The sequence below is a fragment of the Legionella pneumophila subsp. pneumophila str. Philadelphia 1 genome, from assembly GCF_000008485.1.
Lineage (GTDB): Bacteria > Pseudomonadota > Gammaproteobacteria > Legionellales > Legionellaceae > Legionella > Legionella pneumophila.
Map to the genome: position 1 here is coordinate 1,335,085 of NC_002942.5, position 20,426 is coordinate 1,355,510.

The window sequence follows — 20,426 nt, forward strand, 5'->3', positions numbered from 1 at the left end:
GCATTTTCTGAAAGAATGAGTTAGTATCGAAAAGGAGTTTGTCATGCCAGTTAAAAAGCTTAAACAATTTTTGGACAGCCATAAGATAAAATATTTGTCTATAGCTCATTCACCAGCGTACACTGCACAAGAAATCGCTGCTTCTGCTCATGTTTCAGGAAAACAACTGGCAAAGACGGTTATTATAAAAATGGATGGACGTTTAGCCATGGTAGTATTACCTGCAAGTGACCATATTACCTTTATGAAACTTAAAGAAGCTATTGGTACTTCTGATCTTGAACTTGCTACTGAATCAGAGTTTGAAGGGAAATTTGCGGAATGTGATGTTGGAGCTATGCCCCCATTCGGTAATTTGTATGGTTTACCAGTATTGGTGTCGACTAAACTGAGTGCACAGGATAATATCTTATTCAATGCGGGTTCTCATTCGGAATTGATGCAACTCTCTTTTGGTGATTTTGAAAAATTAGTAAAGCCCACATTGGTGACGCTATAGAATGAAGCGATTAGTAATATCATTATAAATTATTCAATGGGATTCCTTAAATTATCAAGAACGCGATGAGTAAGCTCTTGTAATTTTGTTTTTTCATCTTCTGAAAAACCAGCGAGTATCTCGTGGTTAAGCATTCTAGAACATTCATCTAATTTTTTTTGCAAAAGTCTGGCTTTTTCTGTAAGAAAAATATGAACGACTCTTCTATCCATGGAGCTTGGTTTTCGAGTAATAAATCCATCTCTTTCCATTCGATCCAAAGTTCTTACAAGGGTAGGTTGTTCCACTTCAATCAATTGAACCAATTCAGATTGCGTCAACCCATTTTCATTATACAGTTCCATCAATATATAAGTGTAGGCATGATTCAGAGCATAAGGTTTAATTAATTCATTGGCTCGCTTGATTAACAAACGATTTGTTTTTTTTAGCAGAGAGGAAAGATACATAAATTTCTCACAATTAAATAGCTTGCTATATAATAACAAGCTATGTTATTATCTACAAGTTGTTTTAGGAGACATCTATGAAAAGCTTACCAATCTATCAAGTGGATGCATTTGCCTCAAATTTATTCAAAGGTAATCCTGCTGCTGTTTGCCCGTTAGATAAATGGTTAAGTGATGAGACTATGCAAGCCATTGCTGCTGAAAATAATTTATCTGAAACAGCCTTTTTTGTTCGAGAAGATGAGGGATACAGGCTCAGATGGTTTACCCCCAATGAAGAAGTGGCATTATGTGGGCATGCTACTCTTGCCAGCTCTTATGTACTTTTTAATCAATTGGGATTTTCTGGAAAAGAAATTTTATTTCATAGCTTGAGCGGTAAACTATGGGTTAAAAACACAGAGCAAGGCTTGGTTATGGATTTTCCAGCTCTACCTTATGAAGAAATCGATTTTAGAAGGGAACTAGAGCATTTGAATTTAAAAAAACCATTTAAGGTACTACAAAGTCAATTTGATTTGATGTTTGTGTATCAAAATGCAGAAGAAGTGAGTGAGGCCAAGCCTGATTTGAATGCTGTGGCTCATCTTGACTATAGGGGGTTGATTTTAACTGCTCCAGGAACATCAACCGATGTTTATTCTCGTTGTTTTTACCCTGGTTGTAATGTACCAGAAGACCCGGTAACAGGATCTGCTCATTGTGTTATTGCTCCTTATTGGTGTGAACGGTTAAAGAAGAACCATATAACTGCTTTACAAGGAGGTCTCAGACAAGGTGATCTTTATTGTGAAGTGAAGGAAAACAGAGTGTTACTCTATGGAAATTGCCATCTTTATTTGGAAGGAAGAATATATTTGCCATGAAATATTTAACAACCTCAAGGCTTTTGCTAAGAGCTTGGGATAGAGAAGATACTATCCCTTTCTATAGAATGAGTCAGGATCCTCGGGTCATGAAGTATTTCCCCGAATTGTGGTCTATGGATATGGTTAAAGATTTCATTATCAGAATGAATGAACAATTATCTCAAAAAAAATTTACTTTGTGGGCAGCTGAAGTGAAGGACAATAAGCAGTTTATTGGTTTTATTGGATTAAATGCTCCAACCTGGAATGCTCACTTCACTCCTTGTGTAGAGATAGGCTGGCGTTTGGCAACTGAGTTTTGGGGGCAAGGTTATGCTACAGAAGGGGCAAAAGCGGTACTTGAATATGCTTTTCTGGATATGCATATTCCCGAAATAGTTTCTTTTACCGTACCTGATAATTCCCGCTCAAGGGGTGTTATGGAGCGGATTGGGATGATCAGAGATTTTGCGGGAGATTTTTTACATCCTAAATTAGTCTCTGATCACAGGTTAGCGAAGCATGTTTTATATCGTATACAGAATTCCTTAATAAAAGTTTGATGGATTTTGTATGTTCTTCTATCTGAGCATTAGACCAATTGGCTTAGCAATAATTTTAATGCCAATGCAATTAAAATGACACCTGTAATACGCTCAATCCAATAGCTAATTCTTTGAAATTTCGTACGCGTATTTTTTCCAGAAAGACTGAATGCAACAAAAGAAAACCATAACAATGTTTGTAGAAAGAGGACAATTGCCAGGAATAATTTGGTGGAGATTGAGATTTCTCTGGGCATAAGCACTGAAAATAAACTGATAAAAAAGAGCATGGCTTTGGGATTCAATAAATTCGTTATAAACCCATTGAAAAAAGCTTCGCTTGGTTTTAAATCGTTGTTCGTTGTATAACTTCCTATTTGGTCAGCATTTGGCTTGGCACCAAGATTTTTAAGGCCAATATAAAAGAGGTATCCAGCGCCTAGATACTGGATGATATGCAGTATTATAGGCGTTTTGGTAATAAACAAGCCTAATCCAAGAAGAGTGTAACTGATATGAACCAAGCTGCCCAAAGCTATTCCTAATGCGGTTAATAAACCACTCTTTCTGGAATAAGCCAAGCTGTTTTTGACTGTGATAGCAAAATCTGGCCCAGGACTGATTAATGAAATAAAAACTAAAATAATTAAAGGAAATAGTAGAGTAAATTGATGCCATTGTTCCATAGAAACTCCAAGTTTTTTTATTAAGTTTTTCAGCCAATATCATAGCTAATTTTTAAACGCTCTTTTTTGGTTTTACATTTAGTGAATACGACATTATTTCTATGACTTAAACTCTCTAAATGTATCTCACCTCAGGGTTGGAAAGGGTGGTTTTCTATCCGCATTAAATAGATTTTCTCACTTTCTAACCAAGTAATTTAATAAAAATATATAAAATATGGAATTATTTTAATATTAATTTATAATATGTGCAATTATTAATATAGTTTTTATAGTATGAGAGGCAAGATGATTGATGATCCAATTGATTTACTCAGGCAATATTCAAGAAAATTGGTACGAGAATTAGGTATGTTGCAATTAAATAAGTTAGCTGCAAAGGAGCAGCCTTCTTATTGGCATACTTTAATTGAAATAAATAAAGAACCCAATATTACTATTTCCAAATTGAGTCAATTGTTGTTAGTTTCATTACCTACTCTGTCGCGGATAGTGAATTCTTTGATTAATGATGAATTGGTTACGGTAAACGAAGGGCTGGATAAGAGAGAGCGTTTTTTAAGAGTCACTGATAAGGGTAAGGAAAAGGTAAATTATATTGATGAATATTCTAATACTAAAATAAAAAGAGCATTTCATTATTTAACTGACGAAGAGAGGGAACAAGTAATTACTGCAATTGGAAAGTATGCTCAAGCTTTAGAACAAAGTCGTTTAATTCGTGATCAGATTAGAATTTTACGCTTGTCAACTTCCAGAGCTTTGCGTAAACAAATTGTTAATATGATTGAAAATATTCAAGTGAATGAGTTTCATCTTTCGATTACTCCTGAAATCAATGCATCAATTTTAAAGGCCGAAGAGGAGTATTGCTATTATAGCAGTTGTAATTTTTGGTATGCGGTTGACGAACAAGGGGGGATTATCGGTTCTATCGGTTTAAAGAAGTTAAATCATACTGAAGGGGAAGTAAAAAAATTTTTTATTGCGCCTAAGTATCGAGGGTTAGGATTAGCTCAAAAATTAATGCTGACTTTAGTTAGAAACGCCATGAAACATGGATTTAAAAAGCTGTTTTTGGGGACAGTAGCCCAGTTAAACGCAGCAAGACGTTTTTATGAAAAGAATGGATTTGTTCTTGTTAATAAGAATTCTTTACCTAAAGAATTTGAGCTGTGCCCTTTGGATACTCATTTTTATTATTGCGAAACAGATAAGCTGGATAAAAGCTTAAGAGAATTGATATGAGTACACTAAAAGCTTTGTAATTTAATTTATGAGCAATTTTTAAAGGTATGACAGGTTATGGTAGCGGATTTAATGCTATGCACTAATTTTTTTATATTTACGGGAGGACCTGGCTCTGGCAAAACTGCCGTATTGAATGAGTTAAATACTTGGGGCTATTTAACAGTTTCTGAAGTAGCACGTTCTATTATTCAAAAACAACAGGCTGATGGTGGTGATGCGATACATACTGGAAATAGAAAAGCGTTTCGAGACTTGATGCTTGAACAATCGATTGCAGATTATTGTAAGATGCAGTCAGAGGAAAAAATTGTATTTTTCGATCGGGGAATCCCGGATTTGTATGGTTACTCCAAAGCATTTTGTGGTGAGGCGAGTAAAGAAGTGAATGAGGCTGTTGGACGATTTCGTTATAATAAAACAGTCTTTATTTTCCCTCCCTGGCCTGAAATTTATGAAAATGACGATGAGCGCCAACAGGATTATCAAGAAGCGTTGCAAACTTATTATGCTGTAAAAGAGGGGTATTTTGATTGTGGGTATGTGTTATTAGAGGTTCCCAAATGCCCTATTAAAGACCGCGCTAATTTTATTTTTCAAATGATAAGTAAAAATGGATGAGCCGGTTGGGGTGTTGGCTAGTGTAAATCTCCTGTATGTTCTTTTGTCATTCCAATTCCTGAAATAAATTCGTCCAAAATTAATATCGCGAAATAACAATCACAATGTGCTGCATTTGTAAATTAAATAGTGGGAGTGGCATCCTATAAGCTTTTTATCTGGTATTTATCATTTACTTTCATTCAATACATAAATATCCTTGTTAACTTAACTTTAGTTTTAAAGCACAAATGGAGCTCTAATGGCAGCAGGTTTTATTGGTCTTCTCAAACAAAGAAAATTTTTGCCCCTTTTCCTGACCCAATTTTTTGGTGCTTTTAACGATAATGCTTATAAGCTAGCGATGTTGACTATGATTAGCTATCATTTAAGCCATACACAAGAACAGTCGGAATATTATCAGGCTATTGCAGGCGCTTTATTCATTCTACCTTTCTTTATCTTTTCCGCTACTTCCGGACAATTGGCAGATAAATATGACAAGGCTTTGTTGACTCGTCTGGTTAAGGTGCTTGAAGTGTTATTAATGATTATTGGAGGTATTGCATTATACAGTGGGAGCATTTTCTTGATGATGTGTACTTTGACTGGGATGGGGGTACATTCTTCTTTCTTTGGACCTATCAAATATGCGATTTTACCAGACCATTTGCCTAAGAAAAATTTATTAGCAGCGACAGGCCTAATTGAAGCCAGCACTTTTATTGCTATTTTATTAGGCACTACATTGGGTACGTTAACCGTTGGAGGGAAGGAGGCTACCCCTTATATCGCGATTATTATGACCTTAAGTGCCGCTTTTTCTGGTTTGGTCTCCAGCCTGTTTATACCTCCTGCACCATCAGCACTTCATGAATTAAAAGTGGATTTTAATTTATGGCGGGCCACAGTGAAGATGCTAAAGGAGGCGAAAAAAGAATATGGAATTCTTATATCCATATTAACTATTTCCTGGTTTTGGTTAATTGGCGCTATCATGCTGACCAAATTACCTGATTATACCCATTATGTTTTGGGGGCTAGCGCTCATGTTTTTGCTCTATTTCTTGCCTTATTTTCAATAGGCATTGCTCTGGGATCAATTACTATAAATTGGTTATTGAAAGGACAAGTTAATCTTTCTGCTGTCCCAATGGCCATGCTCGCTTTTACTTTTTTTGCTTTTGATTTGTATTGGTCATCTCCTGCGGGTCATGATTTAAAGACCCCCTTATTTAACTTATTTAATTTTTTTACTTCATTTACCCATTGGCGAATTGCTTTTGATTTATTTATGTTAGCATTTTGTGCAGGACTATTTGTAGTTCCCTTGTATACTTACTTGCAAATTATAAGTCCAGTTGAGAACAGGGCTAGAACGATTGCGGCGAACAATATTTTCAATGCCTTGTTTATGGTAATGGGAACTTTGTTAGTCATGCTGTTATTGTTTTTTAGCTTTTCAATTCCTCAGGTTTTTTTGATACTTTGTCTTTTAAATTTGGTTGCTGCGATGTTCTTGTTTCTTGGGTTAAGAACCTTAAGAAGAAGCTCAGAGGAGATAGCTTAACAACAGATCTCTTGCATAAACTGTCTCTTCCATTTTATTGCGCGTTGTAAACGTTTCGCGGTGCTTATTTACTGCATGTATACTGGCTCCTCGAAATTTTCAGGTAAGGGGAGAAGGATATCATTTATTTTTGAGTTTGGTGTTTTACTCCTTTTTCAACCAATCTTTTGCAGGTAAAAAATCCGTGTATAATTTTTCTTCATCACTGCCTTTTTCAGGATGCCAATTGTATTCCCAATGAACAATGGGAGGCAGGGACATCAATATGGACTCAGTCCTTCCGCCAGATTGCAGACCAAATAAAGTGCCTCGATCATAGACTAAATTGAACTCCGCATAACGGCCTCTGCGGTAATTCTGAAATGCTTTTTCCCTGTTGCCAAAAGGGATGTCTTTACGGCGAGCCACTATGGGTTCATAAGCCAGAATAAAATGATCGCCTATGCTACGCATGAGTTCAAAGCTGTGATCAAAGCTGATTTCATTGTAATCATCAAAAAATAAGCCGCCAATCCCACGTGCTTCATTTCTGTGCTTAATAAAAAAATAATCATCGCACCAACGCTTGAATTTTGGGTAAATCGTTTCTCCAAAAGGTAAACAGGCATTTAATGCCGTTTGATGCCAATGCTCACAGTCTTCAACAAATCCATAATAAGGGGTTAAATCAAATCCTCCACCAAACCACCAGACTGGTTCTGAATCCTCCTTTTCAGCGACAAAAAATCGAACATTGGCATGTGTTGTTGGCACATAGGGGTTTTGAGGATGAATGACCAGAGATACCCCTAATGCGCTGAAATGTCTTCCTGCCAATTCTTCTCTATGTGCACTGGCTGATGCTGGTAATTGTTCCCCTGAAACATGTGAAAAATTGACGCCGGCTTTTTCAAAGACATTCCCATTCGCCATTATTCTTGTTTTTCCTCCACCTCCAGCAGCTCGCTGCCAGGAATCCTCATGGAATCTGGTTTTGCCATCAATTGACTCCAGTGAGACACAAATTGTGTTTTGGAGTTGGAGCAGATAAGATTTAATTTGCTCTATTGCATTATAAGGAAGTGTCTTTGAGATTGGCATGATGAGACTCTGCATAGGGAATTAGCGCTTGGATGCTTCATTTTCTCATTTTTTGGATATTGGCACAATGTTTGCTTTGTTTAAATAGGTTTTTTTATCATTTTTATGTTTCAGTGAGGTTTGAAGACAAGTATGAAGCCATATAGTGCATTGGAAAATTGGCATAATGTCAAATGATGGTTAAGACTTAAATAACAATAAGACAGGAGTAAATATGGCCATTAATCTTGATTCTTATTTTGGGATTCATGCCAAGGCGTTGATTGCAAGAGATCAGAGGGCATCAGTTCTTGCTAATAACATAGCCAATGTTAATACACCGAATTTTAAAGCCCGGGATGTTGATTTTAATGAAGTACTGACAGCAACTATGGCCGGTAACAGCCAGCAGTTAAGGGTAACTTCGGACCAGCATATTAATACCAATGCCGATTTTATGACTCATTTGAAATACCGAATGACACATCATGCTTCTTTAGATGGTAATACCGTTGATAAAGATATGGAAACTACCGAGTTTGCTCGAAATGCATTGAATTATCAGGCCAGCTTGAGTTTCTTAAATGGCAAAATCAAGTCCATGCTGACCGCATTGAAAGGGGAATAATCATGTCATTAAATGCAATTTTTGACATTGCGGCTTCTGCAATGACCGCAGAAACAGTGCGTTTGACTACCAGTGCTGGCAATATGAGTAATGCGAATGTTGAAGCAGGTAGTCCAGATGAGGTCTATCAAGCCAAATATCCTGTTTTCAAGTCAGTCCAGGAGAATGCAAATCAATGGATGGGGGAGCAAATTAAGGCTGGCGTGAAACTGGATGGTATTTATGAGAGTGATGCAGAACCGCACAGAAGGTACGATCCAAATAGTCCAATAGCTGATAAAGACGGGTTTGTCTATACATCAAATATCAATTACGTTGAAGAAATGGCAAATATCATTTCAGCTTCTCGTTCTTATCAAATGAATATTGAATTACTTAATACAACCAAACAACTTATGCAAAGGACGCTGCAATTAGGCGAATAAGGGGGAAGGGAATGACTACCAATTCAGTAAATGGTTCCAATTCAGCAGGTGGTTTAGGCTTGAATCAAATTGATTCAGGTAAAAGACAAAACTTGGGGCAACAGGATTTTTTGCGTTTGATGGTAGCACAAGTTCAAAATCAAGATCCTCTGCAACCACAGGCAAATGGGGAGTTTTTATCTCAACTGGCTCAGTTTAGCACCAATGATGGAATCACAAAAATGCAAGAATCACTCCAACAATTAGCTTCATCTCTACAATCTAATCAAGCGCTTCAAGCATCCGCTTTGGTTGGCCGCAAGGTGTTAGTAAACAGCAATACCCTGAGCCTGGGTACAGAAGGAGATGTAAAAGCTGCCATTGATATGGCACCTGGTGTTTCTAATCTTCGTGCCGCAATCTACACGGAATCTGGCGAGTTGATAAAAACTATTCCCTTGGGACAACCAGAACCCGGGTTTTTCCAATTTAGTTGGGATGGTACTGACCAAAGTAATCAACGTTTAGCATCAGGAAGATATACAATAAAGGTTACTGGTACTTATGGCGGACAAGAAGTGGCATTGAAAACTATGACGTCAGCCAATGTCGATAGTGTTAGTCTTGGGCAAAATGGCGAGGATCTAAAGCTTAATGTAGCGGGCGTAGGATCAGTCTATTTAAGTCAGGTAAGGCAAATATCAGTATAAATCAATGATTTCAGTCACCGTGGCCTTATTGAAACGATGGCTTAAGTCATAAGCGCATTGCTTATAAAGCAGTCAAGGGCAAATGCTAAAAAATTATAAAGCAGGAGGCTATTATGGTTTTTAATACAGCATTAAGTGGAATTCAGGCATCAACCAGAGATTTGGAAGTTATAGGTAATAATATTGCAAACTCTGCCACAATAGGATTTAAAGGCTCAAGAGCCGAGTTTGCAGATATTTATTCATCCAGCGCTTATGGCTCTGGCAGCAACGCTGTAGGTGGTGGCGTTAAACTGTCACGTGTACATCAATCATTCGCTACAGGAACATTAAGTACCTCAAACAATACGCTCGATCTGGCTGTGAATGGTTCGGGTTTCTTTATATTAAGTGATCAAGGAGCCAAGATTTATACTCGGGCCGGGCAATTCAAGTTGAATAATGAGAACTATATAGTCAATGCAAATAATCAACGGTTGACTGGTTTACTAACTGATTCTAATGGGGCAATTACAGGAGCATCGGGCGATTTAAGAATAAACACCGCGAATATTACCCCCAGAGCCAGTTCAAATGTCTCAGTAGGCGTTAATCTGAATTCTCAAAGCAAAGCGCCGAATGTGGATTGGGTCGGAGGGGCTAGTCCGGCAACCGATACTTATAACAATGTCACCTCGTCAACAATCTATGACAGTTTAGGAAATTCACATGTATTGAGCATGTATTTTATTCATGCTGATTCTACTGCCTTGGCTGGTTCACCTAATGCCGCATCACCTGCTGGCACAGAAAATCAATGGTATGTAGCATTTCAGATAGACAATCAAAACGTTCCTCCTAATGTGGGGGCTCAAAATACAAATAATTTATTCCGAGCTAACTTTAATTCTGATGGCTCGTTTGCGGGAGTATTCGATACCTCAAACGCCGCTTTACCCAATAATTTAATTCCTTTGTCATTCAACTTAAACAATGGTTCCAGTCCTTTAAATCTAAATATTGATTTATCGGATAGTACACAATTTGGTAGTCCCTTTGCTGTTCAGTCGGCTTATAATAATGGCTATACTACCGGAAGCCTTGCTGGACTGGATATTGATGATTCAGGAATGATCTATGGTCGTTATACGAATGGCCAATCTTTAGCAATGGGCCAGATTCAGCTGGCTAATTTTGCAGATCCAGAAAGTTTGCAAAATATAGGCAATACCAGCTGGGCTGAAACTACTGCTTCAGGACAGCCATTGATTAGTGCTCCTGGGAGTGGCGGTTTGGGATTAATTAATTCAGGAAGACTTGAAGAGTCAAATGTGGATTTGACTGGTGAATTGGTCAAGTTAATTAATGCTCAGCGTAATTTTCAGGCGAATGCTCAAACAATTCGAACCGGTGATGCGATTACTCAAACGATCATCAATATTCGCTAGGAGGTAAGTCATGGAACCGATCCTGTATAATTCCATTTCTGGTAGCCGTTCAGATTTTAAAAGACAGGAAATAATTGCCAATAATTTGGCAAATATTAATACCCCTGGGTTTAAGGCTGATTTATATCAGGCACAAACCATGTACATGAATAATGCGAATGGAAATAACCAATTCAGCGCTCATTCATTTATCACTCAAAATGCGAACGGAATTGATACTTCTCCTGGAGAGATTATTACCACAGGCAGAGACTTGGATGTGGCCATTGATGGGGACGGATGGATGGCTGTTCAGGACAGCCAAGGTCGTGAAGCTTATACCAGAGGGGGCAGTTTGCGTTTGAATCCTAATGGGCAGTTAATTACTGCCTCAGGCAAGGTTGTTTTGGGTGATGGAGGCCCAATTTCTATCCCGCCTGCTCAATCCATAGAGATTGGTTCGGATGGAACTATATCGATTGTCCCTTTAGAAGGTGATGTCAAATCTCTGGCAATCTTAGACAGGATTAAATTAGTTACGCTGGATAGAAATAATATCTATAAAAATGATGAAGGTTTGATCCAACTGAAATCAGGTGCGGCTACTGCTAATAGTAATATTAAATTGCAAAGCGGTGCATTGGAAGGGAGTAATGTAAAAGCGATTGATCAAATGGTAGCTATGATTAGTGCTGGTCGTGAATTTGATGCCCAAATGAAGTTATTATCAACAGTCGATGATAATGGACAAAAATTGGCACAGCTATTGCAAGAGTAAACTTAATTAATTTAATTTGTTTCACTGAGGGCGAACCGTTTTCCAATAATTAGGTGTCACAGGTGATTTTAGGAACGGAAGGCTTTGATAAACTGAAATGATAATTAAGGCCGATATAATAATAAGAATAATAGCAGGAGGCCGTTATGGAACCAGCATTATGGGTGAGTAAATCAGGTTTGGAAGCCCAGGATAAGAATATTGCTACTATTGCGAATAATCTTGCTAACGTCAACACAACTGCGTTTAAAAAGGGTAGAGCTTTATTCGAGGATTTAATTTATCAAAATCTTCGCCAGGCTGGTGCTCAATCTTCACAAAATTCGCAAATTCCTACCGGTATAAACATGGGGACAGGAGTGCATCTGGTTGCTACAGAAAAAATATTCAGCCAGGGCAGTCTTCAGAATACACAAAATGCGTTGGATGTTGCTATCGAAGGACGTGGCTTTTTTACAGTCTTAATGCCAGATGGCACACAATCCTATACACGTGATGGAAGCTTTAAAACTGATAGTACAGGCCAGATTGTTAATAGTAATGGGTATCCTCTTCAGCCCAACATTACGATACCGCCACAAACAACCAAAATTACTATTGGGACAGATGGCACGGTTAGTGCTTTAGTCGCAGGGAATAATGCGCCATCCGTTATAGGAAATATCCAATTAACCGATTTTATAAACCCTGCGGGGCTGCAACCCATTGGTCAGAATTTATATACGGAAACTGTAGCAAGCGGTACACCGATTACAGATAACCCTGGCAACTCCGGATTAGGTACTTTATTGCAAGGTTCATTAGAAGCTTCTAATGTGAATGTGGTTGAAGAATTGGTTAATATGATTCAGGCTCAAAGAAGCTATGAAATAACAGCAAAAAGCATTCAGACCGTTGACAGTATGTTGCAATATTTAACCCAAACTCTGTAAGTGAGATAGGTTATGAACCGATTAAATATAGCTGTCTCTTGCTTAGCTACAGCCTTGTTGTTTGGGTGTGAAGCCTTACACCCACCGGCACCAGGCGACAATCCTGATTATGCTCCAACTTATCCTGTAACTCCGGATCCCAAGGAATTAAGAAAGGTAAGTGGTGCTATTTATAGTAGTGAAACGGCTCTCCCTTTGTTTGAAACACCGAGGGCAAGGCATCCGGGTGATATATTAACGGTGTATTTAATCGAAAAAACTGATGCTCAGAAAAATGCGACTACCACTCAGAGAAAAAATGATACGACAAAAATCACAAATAAACTCTTTTTGGGTAGACCCATCTCTTTGGGAAGTGGTTACAGCATGGATTTTGACTTGGATAACCAAAGGCAGTTTAACGGAGAAGGCAGATCAATACAAAACAATAAGTTAGCGGGCAGTATATCAGTGACGGTAGCCAAAGTGTTGGCGAATGGCAATATGGTTGTTCAAGGTGAGAAATGGGTCAGAATTAACCAGGGCAATGAATTCGTTCGTCTTTCAGGGATAGTTCGTCCCCAGGATATAAAAGCAGATAACACTATTACCTCTGACAGAATTGCCAATGCGAGAATTTCTTATGGTGGAACTGGCCAAATTAATAATACGAATGCTCAAGGATGGTTATCAAGGATTTTATGGGGGCCTTTATTCCCGACTTAATTGGTAATTATCGAGATTACAAACGACAAGGAATTAAGATGCGGCGAATGCTGGTTATTCGATGGATATTGGCAATTCATTTGATTGCAACTCAAGTTTTTGCTGAACGAATCAAAGACATCGCTACTTTAGCTGGTGTTCGTGTCAACCAATTGGTCGGGTATGGGTTGGTAGTCGGTTTAAGCGGTACAGGGGATAAGACTGGCACGAAATTTACTGAAGACAGTTTCGCTAATATGTTGACTCAACTAGGAATTAACATTCCTCCAGGAGTTAGACTCAATTCCAAAAACATTGCAGCAGTGATGGTCACTGCCAATTTGTCCAGCTTTATGAAAAAAGGACAGACTATGGATGTCAACATTTCATCAATAGGCGATTCTAAAAGCTTATTAGGTGGAACTTTATTACTTACTCCTTTGAAAGGAGCGGATGGTCGTGTCTATGCGATGTCGCAGGGAAACGTTGTAGTATCTGGTATCAGTGCTTCTGGGAGCGATGGTTCAAGTGTCACTGTTAACGTGCCAAGTGGAGGAAGAATTCCTAATGGCGCTACGATTGAAGCTGATATTCCTAATCCTTTTTATTACTCAAACTCACTGACTTACAACTTGCATAACCCGGATTTCACTACAGCGAAACGAATGAGTGATGCTATCAATGAGTTAATGGGACCAGGCACAGCCAAAGCTATAGATGCTGGGTCTGTGGTAGTAACAGCTCCTAAAAAATTATCCCAGCGCGTAGATTATGTTTCAGTACTTGAGAATATTGAATTTAAACCAGGCGAAGCCATGGCTAAAATTATTATTAATGCCAGGACTGGAACAGTGGTTATTTCAAGCAATGTGATTGTTAAATCTGCTGCCGTATCTCATGGTAATTTGGTCGTTAGCATTACAGAGACTCCCGTTATCAGTCAACCTAATGCCTTTGCTTCAGGGCGGACTGTGTCGACGCAGCAATCACAAGTCAATATTCAGCAAAAAAATAACCGTGCCTTTATCTTACCCAAGGGTACCACTTTGAAAGATATAGTCAGAGGGATCAATGCTGTTGGTGCAACACCTGCTGATGTGATTTCCATACTGGAAGCTTTACAACAGGCGGGCGCATTGAGTGCTACATTAATAGTCATATAAAGGTGATGGATATGACCATACAAAGTATTGCTACGAGTGATTTTCAAGGGTTAAATGAATTAAAAATTCAGGCAAAAAACAATGCAAAAGAAGCGTTGCCCGAGGTAGCTAAACAGTTTGAAGGAATATTCTTGCAATCCATGTTAAAAAGCATGAGGATGGGGCAACATTTCCTTGATGAATCGAGTCCTTTTAGTGGTAAGAATGAAGCAACCTTTCAAGAGATGCTGGATGCACAATATGCTAGTACTATTGCCGAGTCTAAAGGGATAGGATTGGCAGCTCTGCTGGCTAAACAACTGGAAAATTCAGTTGGGGATAAAGCAAATAAACCAGTTAATTCTTCTACAGAGGTCAACAATACTAAAGTGACTAATTCAGAAGAATCGTTATCTGTTGTTGATGATTTCGTAAAATCTGTGTGGCCCACAGCAAAACAGGCTGCATCATTAATTGGATTGGATCCCAAGCTGTTGGTAGCGCAAGCGGCATTGGAGACTGGCTGGGGTAGATTTGTTACAAGAGATGCAGATGGTTCAAGCAGTAATAATTTATTTAATATAAAAACCGGGTCGCATAGCGAAGTAGAGTCAATTCAGGTTAAAACAACAGAATACATTGCCGATACACCCATTAAGATCAATGCTTCCTTTAGAAAATATCCATCCATAGAGCATAGTTTTCATGACTATGTTTCATTAATTAAGGGAAGTGAGCGATACCAGATGGCCTTGGCCAATGCAGAAAATCCTGAGATTTTTGTCAGTGAGCTTAATAAGGCAGGGTATGCTACTGACCCAAATTATAGTAATAAGATTTTGTCTATTTATCATGGTGATGAATTGAACCAGGCAATACAACGATGTGAATCATTCGAACAAAGTTAATAGTTAGGCCCAAGTTAAAGAAAAAATTAGTTCAGGGAGTGAACAAAATATGTCTATACTTAATATTGCCTATTCAGGATTGAATGCTTTTCAGCGTGCCTTAGATGTTACTGGCAATAATATTGCTAATTTTAAAACCAGAGGGTATAGCAGACAATCTATCCAATTTACACCTATTACCTCAAATCGCTATGCTGGTTCATACATAGGAGCAGGGGTATCTGTTGCATCGATTTATCGAAACGTTGATCAATTTGCCAATGCTCAGGTTAGAAGTACCTTGAGTTATAGAACTCAGTATGATGCGTTTTATAATCAGGCAATTCAGATAGATAAATTGCTTTCACAGGATGGATCAAGTATTTCGGTTCCTTTACAAACTTTTTTTGATTCAATAGGCCAATTGAACAGTACTCCCGATAATATAGCGACAAGAGGTGTGGTACTAAAACAGAGTCAGTTATTAGCTCAGCAATTTAATTCGCTACAAACAAAACTTGAAGAGTATGAGCGTAATTCAACATTGCAACTAACAGAGTCAGTAAAAATAATTAATCGCATAACAAAAGAGTTGGCTGAAGTCAATGGAAAATTATTAGGGAATAACAACATACCTGAATTACTTGACCATAGAGACGAGCTGCTCAAACAATTATCTGGTTATACTGATCTTAGTATTTTTGATCAGGGTGATGGTACGATTAGTGTTGGAATTGCCAGCGGAGATATGCTAGTGGCAGGAACCCAGCAACGCGATTTGCTAGTAGGTACAGGTAAAGATTCTATTTTTGGAACAAGGATCTTTTTAAGTAGTGGAGGAAATAACCAAGTCGATATTACAGACAGGCTCACTACCGGTATGTTAGGCGGTCTTATAGATTATGAGAAAAATGTTTTGGGACAGGCCAGCCAATTAATAGGTCAAATGGCCATTGGTTTAGCTCAGACATTTAATACCCAACATAAGTTGGGAATGGACATGAATAGCCAAATTGGCAAGGATTTTTTTACTGATTTTAATTCCCCGGGACAAATGCTGAAACGATCTACAGCTTCAGCTGACAATAGTGGAACTGCTGTCTTATCTGTCAATATCTCAGATATATCCCAAGTGAAATTAAGCGATTACGATCTGATAATTAGCGATACTGGGGCTAATGAATTGCGATTGATAAGAAAATCAGATGGTACTTCTACAACCTTAACCTGGTCAAGCTCGCCACCAGCCCCACCAGCAGGGCAAGTAGTTATAGATGGAATGACGATTACAGTAAACGATTTATCGCAATTGGCAAATAATGACCATTATACTCTAACCCCTACCAGAGGAGCAGCCAGAGATTTTGCCTTGGAAATTAAGGATGCTTATGAAATTGCGCTGGCTTCTCCAGTGAAAACAACGGCGTCATTAAATAATACCGGGCAAGGTCAAATTATTTTAGGGCCAGTATTGAATACGGCTTCTGTTAACAAACAATTCAGGATAGATTTCATTTCGGATACTCAATACAACCTGGTTAATGTAACGGACAGTACAACAGCCGGTCCGTTTGCCTTTATACCAAATACAAACAATGTCATTCAAATTCCCGATGGAATAACTCCTTCTTATTCAGTTGTTTTATCCGGAATTCCCAAATCCGGAGACCAATTTACTACTGATTACAATACTGGTGGATTTGGTGATAATCGCAATGGCTTGATCCTTGGCAACATACAACAAAACAAGATTTTTTCAAATGGCAGCGAAACCTTATTTGATAGATATGGTAATTTGCTTGCTGAAGTGGGAGGCAGAACCAATCAAGCTAAAACCAGCTTTGAATCTGCCGATATACTTCATAAGCAGGCATTGGATTTTCAGGATAGCAAAAGTGGGGTCAATCTGGATGAGGAGGGAGCCAATTTGCTTGTCTTTCAACAGGCTTATCAGGCAGCGGGAAAATTGATGGAAATATCCAATCAAATTATGAACTTGTTATTCGATATCATGAGGTGATGAATGCGTATTTCAACCAATCAGATATATCAGCGGGGTTTGGATAATTTGTTGACCCAACAAGAGAGATTGGCAAGGCTTCAGGATCAACAAGCCAGCGGCATAAGAGTTCGGACTCCATCTGATGATCCAGTGGCATCGGCACAAATTGAGCTGATTAAACAGCGAATTAACAACATAGAGCTGTTCCAAAATAATCGTCAAGCAGCCGACAGTGCCTTACGTTTAGAGGAAGGGATATTATCCAATGCAGTTAATTCACTTCATCGCTTACGAGAAATACAAATTCAGGCTGGTAATCCCAGTCTTTCCGAAGAGGATAGAAAAACCCTTGCTGTTGAAGCCCAGGCTTTATTAAATCAATTACTTGATTATGCCAACACCAAGGACAGTAATGGAAGTTATATGTTCAGTGGTAGTAAATCGCTAACACAGCCAGTGTCATTGAATCTCTCGGGACAATATGTTTATAACGGAGATAGCACACAGCGTTTTCAAGCAGTTACAACGAGTTTGCTGGTAGCAGTTAATGATACCGGTGACAACGTATTTATGCGTATTCCAAGCGGAAATGGGCGTTTTGCCATAAGGGAAACGCTAACGCCTAATACAGGAACAGCTTCAGTCAGTTCTGGTTCCGTGACTAATGAAGCAGCTTTTGTGCCTGATAATTACACAATGACTTTTGCTTTAAATTCTCAGGGTAACCTGGTAGTCATGGTGAGTGGTACTCTCAGTGGTAATGTGATACCCCCAAGCGGTTTACCGGATGATGCACCATTATATCAGGAGGGTAGTGCCATTGGTTTTAATGGTATGGAAATGGTAGTATCTGGCTTGCCCAAAGCAGGGGATTCATTTTCAATTAGTCCAGCAAAAAATGAATCTATTTTCTCTACTGTACAGCGCATGATAAATAACTTAAATAAACCCTATACCTCCTCTGTAGAAAAAGCAGCTACTCAAACTGAAAATAATCAATTGTTAGCTCAGATTGACAGTGCTTTAGGTCACATTTTGAGCGTACAGTCTGATTTGGGCGCAAGGCTCAATCAATTGGAAACTGCTGAAAAAGCGAATAATGATTATTTGGATATCAGTGCTGCGACATTAAAAAAACTCAGAGAAATTGATCCTGTTGCTGTTGCAACGGAATTGAATTTACAACTAGTCAATCTCCAGGCGGCTCAGTTAAGCTTTACACGAATTCAAGGATTATCATTATTTAACTTTTTGTAAAAGCATATCAAAAATAGAGTATTTCATCTTTTATACTGAGTAGTGTTGAATAAACTGATGCGAACTTAACCATTGCTGTAAATCAATCAACATAACTATAAGTTATAACCTATAAAAAGAACTCATAAGCATGTCACATCCTGTTCATATTCACCTGTTACTATGTATTAAATACCCAATAAGCAGGTGAAATTATGAAAACGGTAAATAGTCAAAATGGTACATCAGCAGAGCCATCTGTAAATCTAGGAAAATTGAGTACTGCAAAAAACCTCGTATTTCGCGGAGGAGGCTCTAAAGGGATAGCTTATGTTGGAGCATTGCAATCCTTGTCTGAACAAGGGGTATTAGAAAACATTGAAAATGTTGCTGGAAGCTCTGCGGGTGCAATGACCGCAGCGATAGTCGCTTGCGGTGGCTCAGCCGATTTAATGGAATATTTTTGTAGTGCGAATAGCTTAGAGGATTTTGTTGATAATCCATTAACTAGAAAGTTAGCAAAATTATTTATGGACAAAAAAGGTTTTCTAGCTGGAATATTAATAGAATTATTTAAAAGCAATAAAATGCTACCATCAGATTCTTCTGCAGCTTATACTTCATTAAGTCATGAGCAAACGGACAAGCAGTTAGATGCTAAGTCCAGTCTTGCAGAAGCAAAACTGGTCACAAAACCTTCCAAGTTAACTTTCCCTGTTGCTTCTAAAGGAACCAAATTAGTTGAAGCGATGGAGCATGTCATGAGGATGGCTATTTTCACGCATTTTCCTGAATCTCTGGATAATGAATTGAAAAATGTCCGCGAGAAGCTCAATGCAATTGAGGATAAAGGGAGCGCTGAATATATTAATCTTGCAAAAAGACAACAGATTGTAGAAGACACCCAAAAAATCATAAACGGATTGCATGATCCGAATTTTGATTTAACTTTTGGTCATTTACACACGTTACATCAATACGATCCTCAGCGATTCAAGGAATTGCACATTACCGGAACAGATGAAAATGGCGAGTTACGGATTTTTTCTCATGAGAAAGATGCTGACATGCCTGTTTCTATTGCAGTTCGTATCTCTGCGTCATTGCCAGGAGTTTTTGATCCGGTAATCTATGAAGGAAGAAAATATATTGATGGCGGTGCTGCCAATAATTTACCAGTCAATATCTTCTTTAATAAGGAAGAAGCTTATACTCCAGGCGTTGTAACTACAATTGGGGTTTCTTGCGAGAATCAATTGGACATCACAGAAAAGGAATTTAAAAATCCATCTTTTATGGAAAGGATTAAGGAGTATTTAGGAGATTTTGTTAAAAAAATATTATGTAAACTTGATGTTGAGGGTGCTGTAAAAGAACAGAAAAGAGAAATGCTGAAATACATAGATAATGGAAATCTCTTTGTTATGGTGGCACCTCCCATTTCCGTAACGACTGCGCAAATGCATATTAATGATAAAGAAAAAGAGGGCGTGATCGAGGTAGGTAAAGCATTTTGTGATATGCAATTGAAAAGTATGATTGATGCAGATTATAAACCACAGCCATTTGATGAAAAAGCAGCAAAAATATTGACAAACAGCAGTCAGCAACAAGAGCAATTGAAAGAAAAGACCATGTTATTTAAATCAAGATTGCAAAGTTTTAAACAAGGAGAGGGAGTCAAACCTTGGTCTCAGCATGTGGAAAACGCTATTGATCGATTAATGTCACTCAAAGGAGAGATTACTAAAGCTCAAGTAGATCTGGGTAGAACATGGTTTGATATAAAATCAGAAAATGCCGACCCGGCAGTTAGATTGAAAAAATTTAACGACGCATTCCTTGCTTCTCCATTGGCGAAACCAAGCAGTAATCAACAGGAGATTAATTTCAGTAAAGAAATAAGAAAGGAAATTGATCTATTAAAAGGTCTGCCAGGATTAAATAACACCTCTTCTCATTGTACAGAAGAGTTTAATGAGCAGAGTACACCATCCCTATATAGGGCGTAAAAGTTTAATAGGCTGTGAAATGTAAATTAAAGCAAGGGTGCTTTAGGTTACAATATTTTTAAAGCTCCGATTTATTAAATTGTATAATCTTGTAAGTTTCT

21 protein-coding genes are annotated in these 20,426 nt (G+C 38.2%); 18 read left to right on the forward strand and 3 right to left on the reverse strand.

The features are described 5' to 3' along the window. The first annotated feature begins 43 nt into the window (after nucleotides 1-43). Nucleotides 44-499, forward strand: a complete 456-nt coding sequence (locus LPG_RS06020; RefSeq protein ID WP_010946939.1) for an aminoacyl-tRNA deacylase — start codon at nucleotides 44-46, stop codon at nucleotides 497-499. A gap of 29 nt (nucleotides 500-528) precedes the next feature. On the opposite strand, the gene LPG_RS06025 is transcribed toward LPG_RS06020, so the two are convergent. Continuing rightward, a complete protein-coding gene (locus LPG_RS06025; RefSeq protein WP_010946940.1) occupies nucleotides 529-948 on the reverse strand; it encodes a MarR family winged helix-turn-helix transcriptional regulator in 420 nt (139 codons plus the stop codon). Nucleotides 949-1,025: 77 nt separating this feature from the next. Here LPG_RS06025 and LPG_RS06030 point away from each other — a divergent pair, with 77 nt between their 5' ends. Both LPG_RS06030 and LPG_RS06035 read left to right on the forward strand, forming a co-directional pair. Then, nucleotides 1,026-1,814 (forward strand): PhzF family phenazine biosynthesis protein, encoded by a 789-nt coding sequence (locus LPG_RS06030; protein ID WP_010946941.1) that lies wholly within the window; start codon nucleotides 1,026-1,028, stop codon nucleotides 1,812-1,814. After that, entirely contained in the window at nucleotides 1,811-2,359 is a 549-nt protein-coding gene (locus tag LPG_RS06035) for a GNAT family N-acetyltransferase (protein WP_016356874.1), read from the forward strand. Before LPG_RS06030 ends, LPG_RS06035 begins: the two co-directional genes overlap by 4 nt. Before the next feature lie 29 nt (nucleotides 2,360-2,388). Here the strand turns inward: LPG_RS06035 and LPG_RS06040 are convergent, their stop codons facing one another. Continuing rightward, nucleotides 2,389-3,027: a LysE family translocator gene (locus tag LPG_RS06040; RefSeq protein WP_015444579.1), complete on the reverse strand. Its 639-nt coding sequence runs from the start codon at nucleotides 3,025-3,027 to the stop codon at nucleotides 2,389-2,391. A 288-nt stretch (nucleotides 3,028-3,315) separates the two neighbouring features. On the opposite strand from LPG_RS06040, the gene LPG_RS06045 reads away from it, so the two are divergent. The 3 genes from LPG_RS06045 to LPG_RS06055 all read left to right on the forward strand — a co-directional run bounded on the left by LPG_RS06045 (nucleotide 3,316) and on the right by LPG_RS06055 (nucleotide 6,445). Next, nucleotides 3,316-4,275: a bifunctional helix-turn-helix transcriptional regulator/GNAT family N-acetyltransferase gene (locus LPG_RS06045; protein ID WP_015444578.1), complete on the forward strand. Its 960-nt coding sequence runs from the start codon at nucleotides 3,316-3,318 to the stop codon at nucleotides 4,273-4,275. 57 nt (nucleotides 4,276-4,332) lie between these two features. After that, complete coding sequence (locus tag LPG_RS06050; RefSeq protein ID WP_010946945.1) at nucleotides 4,333-4,896, forward strand: AAA family ATPase; 564 nt, start codon at nucleotides 4,333-4,335, stop codon at nucleotides 4,894-4,896. A 241-nt stretch (nucleotides 4,897-5,137) separates the two neighbouring features. Continuing rightward, nucleotides 5,138-6,445 (forward strand): MFS transporter, encoded by a 1,308-nt coding sequence (locus LPG_RS06055; protein WP_010946946.1) that lies wholly within the window; start codon nucleotides 5,138-5,140, stop codon nucleotides 6,443-6,445. Between the two features lie 144 nt (nucleotides 6,446-6,589). Here the strand turns inward: LPG_RS06055 and hemF are convergent, their stop codons facing one another. Further along, nucleotides 6,590-7,525, reverse strand: coding sequence for an oxygen-dependent coproporphyrinogen oxidase (gene hemF / locus LPG_RS06060; RefSeq protein WP_011946321.1), 936 nt, complete (start codon nucleotides 7,523-7,525; stop codon nucleotides 6,590-6,592). Between the two features lie 214 nt (nucleotides 7,526-7,739). Here hemF and flgB point away from each other — a divergent pair, with 214 nt between their 5' ends. The 12 genes from flgB to vpdB all read left to right on the forward strand — a co-directional run bounded on the left by flgB (nucleotide 7,740) and on the right by vpdB (nucleotide 20,325). Beyond that, nucleotides 7,740-8,132 (forward strand): flagellar basal body rod protein FlgB, encoded by a 393-nt coding sequence (gene flgB, locus LPG_RS06065; protein WP_010946948.1) that lies wholly within the window; start codon nucleotides 7,740-7,742, stop codon nucleotides 8,130-8,132. Nucleotides 8,133-8,134: 2 nt separating this feature from the next. Further along, nucleotides 8,135-8,557 carry a flagellar basal body rod protein FlgC gene (flgC, locus tag LPG_RS06070; protein ID WP_010946949.1) on the forward strand — a complete coding sequence of 141 codons (423 nt, stop codon included), beginning with the start codon at nucleotides 8,135-8,137 and terminating at the stop codon, nucleotides 8,555-8,557. Nucleotides 8,558-8,568: 11 nt separating this feature from the next. Then, nucleotides 8,569-9,246 carry a flagellar hook assembly protein FlgD gene (flgD, locus tag LPG_RS06075; RefSeq protein WP_010946950.1) on the forward strand — a complete coding sequence of 226 codons (678 nt, stop codon included), beginning with the start codon at nucleotides 8,569-8,571 and terminating at the stop codon, nucleotides 9,244-9,246. A 113-nt stretch (nucleotides 9,247-9,359) separates the two neighbouring features. Continuing rightward, complete coding sequence (gene flgE, locus LPG_RS06080) at nucleotides 9,360-10,673, forward strand: flagellar hook protein FlgE (RefSeq protein WP_010946951.1); 1,314 nt, start codon at nucleotides 9,360-9,362, stop codon at nucleotides 10,671-10,673. 10 nt (nucleotides 10,674-10,683) lie between these two features. After that, complete coding sequence (gene flgF / locus LPG_RS06085) at nucleotides 10,684-11,430, forward strand: flagellar basal-body rod protein FlgF (RefSeq protein WP_010946952.1); 747 nt, start codon at nucleotides 10,684-10,686, stop codon at nucleotides 11,428-11,430. A gap of 146 nt (nucleotides 11,431-11,576) precedes the next feature. Next, entirely contained in the window at nucleotides 11,577-12,362 is a 786-nt protein-coding gene (gene flgG / locus LPG_RS06090; RefSeq protein ID WP_010946953.1) for a flagellar basal-body rod protein FlgG, read from the forward strand. Nucleotides 12,363-12,374: 12 nt separating this feature from the next. After that, the gene (gene flgH, locus LPG_RS06095; RefSeq protein ID WP_010946954.1) at nucleotides 12,375-13,067 is read left to right on the forward strand and encodes a flagellar basal body L-ring protein FlgH; all 693 of its coding nucleotides are present in this window, start codon (nucleotides 12,375-12,377) and stop codon (nucleotides 13,065-13,067) included. A 38-nt stretch (nucleotides 13,068-13,105) separates the two neighbouring features. Further along, a complete protein-coding gene (locus tag LPG_RS06100; protein WP_015444576.1) occupies nucleotides 13,106-14,209 on the forward strand; it encodes a flagellar basal body P-ring protein FlgI in 1,104 nt (367 codons plus the stop codon). Between the two features lie 11 nt (nucleotides 14,210-14,220). Then, complete coding sequence (locus tag LPG_RS06105; RefSeq protein WP_015444575.1) at nucleotides 14,221-15,096, forward strand: flagellar assembly peptidoglycan hydrolase FlgJ; 876 nt, start codon at nucleotides 14,221-14,223, stop codon at nucleotides 15,094-15,096. Between the two features lie 49 nt (nucleotides 15,097-15,145). Further along, nucleotides 15,146-17,095 (forward strand): flagellar hook-associated protein FlgK, encoded by a 1,950-nt coding sequence (gene flgK / locus LPG_RS06110; RefSeq protein WP_010946957.1) that lies wholly within the window; start codon nucleotides 15,146-15,148, stop codon nucleotides 17,093-17,095. A gap of 3 nt (nucleotides 17,096-17,098) precedes the next feature. Then, complete coding sequence (gene flgL / locus LPG_RS06115) at nucleotides 17,099-18,334, forward strand: flagellar hook-associated protein FlgL (RefSeq protein ID WP_010946958.1); 1,236 nt, start codon at nucleotides 17,099-17,101, stop codon at nucleotides 18,332-18,334. 194 nt (nucleotides 18,335-18,528) lie between these two features. Beyond that, nucleotides 18,529-20,325: a Dot/Icm T4SS effector VpdB gene (gene vpdB / locus LPG_RS06120; protein ID WP_010946959.1), complete on the forward strand. Its 1,797-nt coding sequence runs from the start codon at nucleotides 18,529-18,531 to the stop codon at nucleotides 20,323-20,325. Nucleotides 20,326-20,426 lie beyond the last annotated feature (101 nt).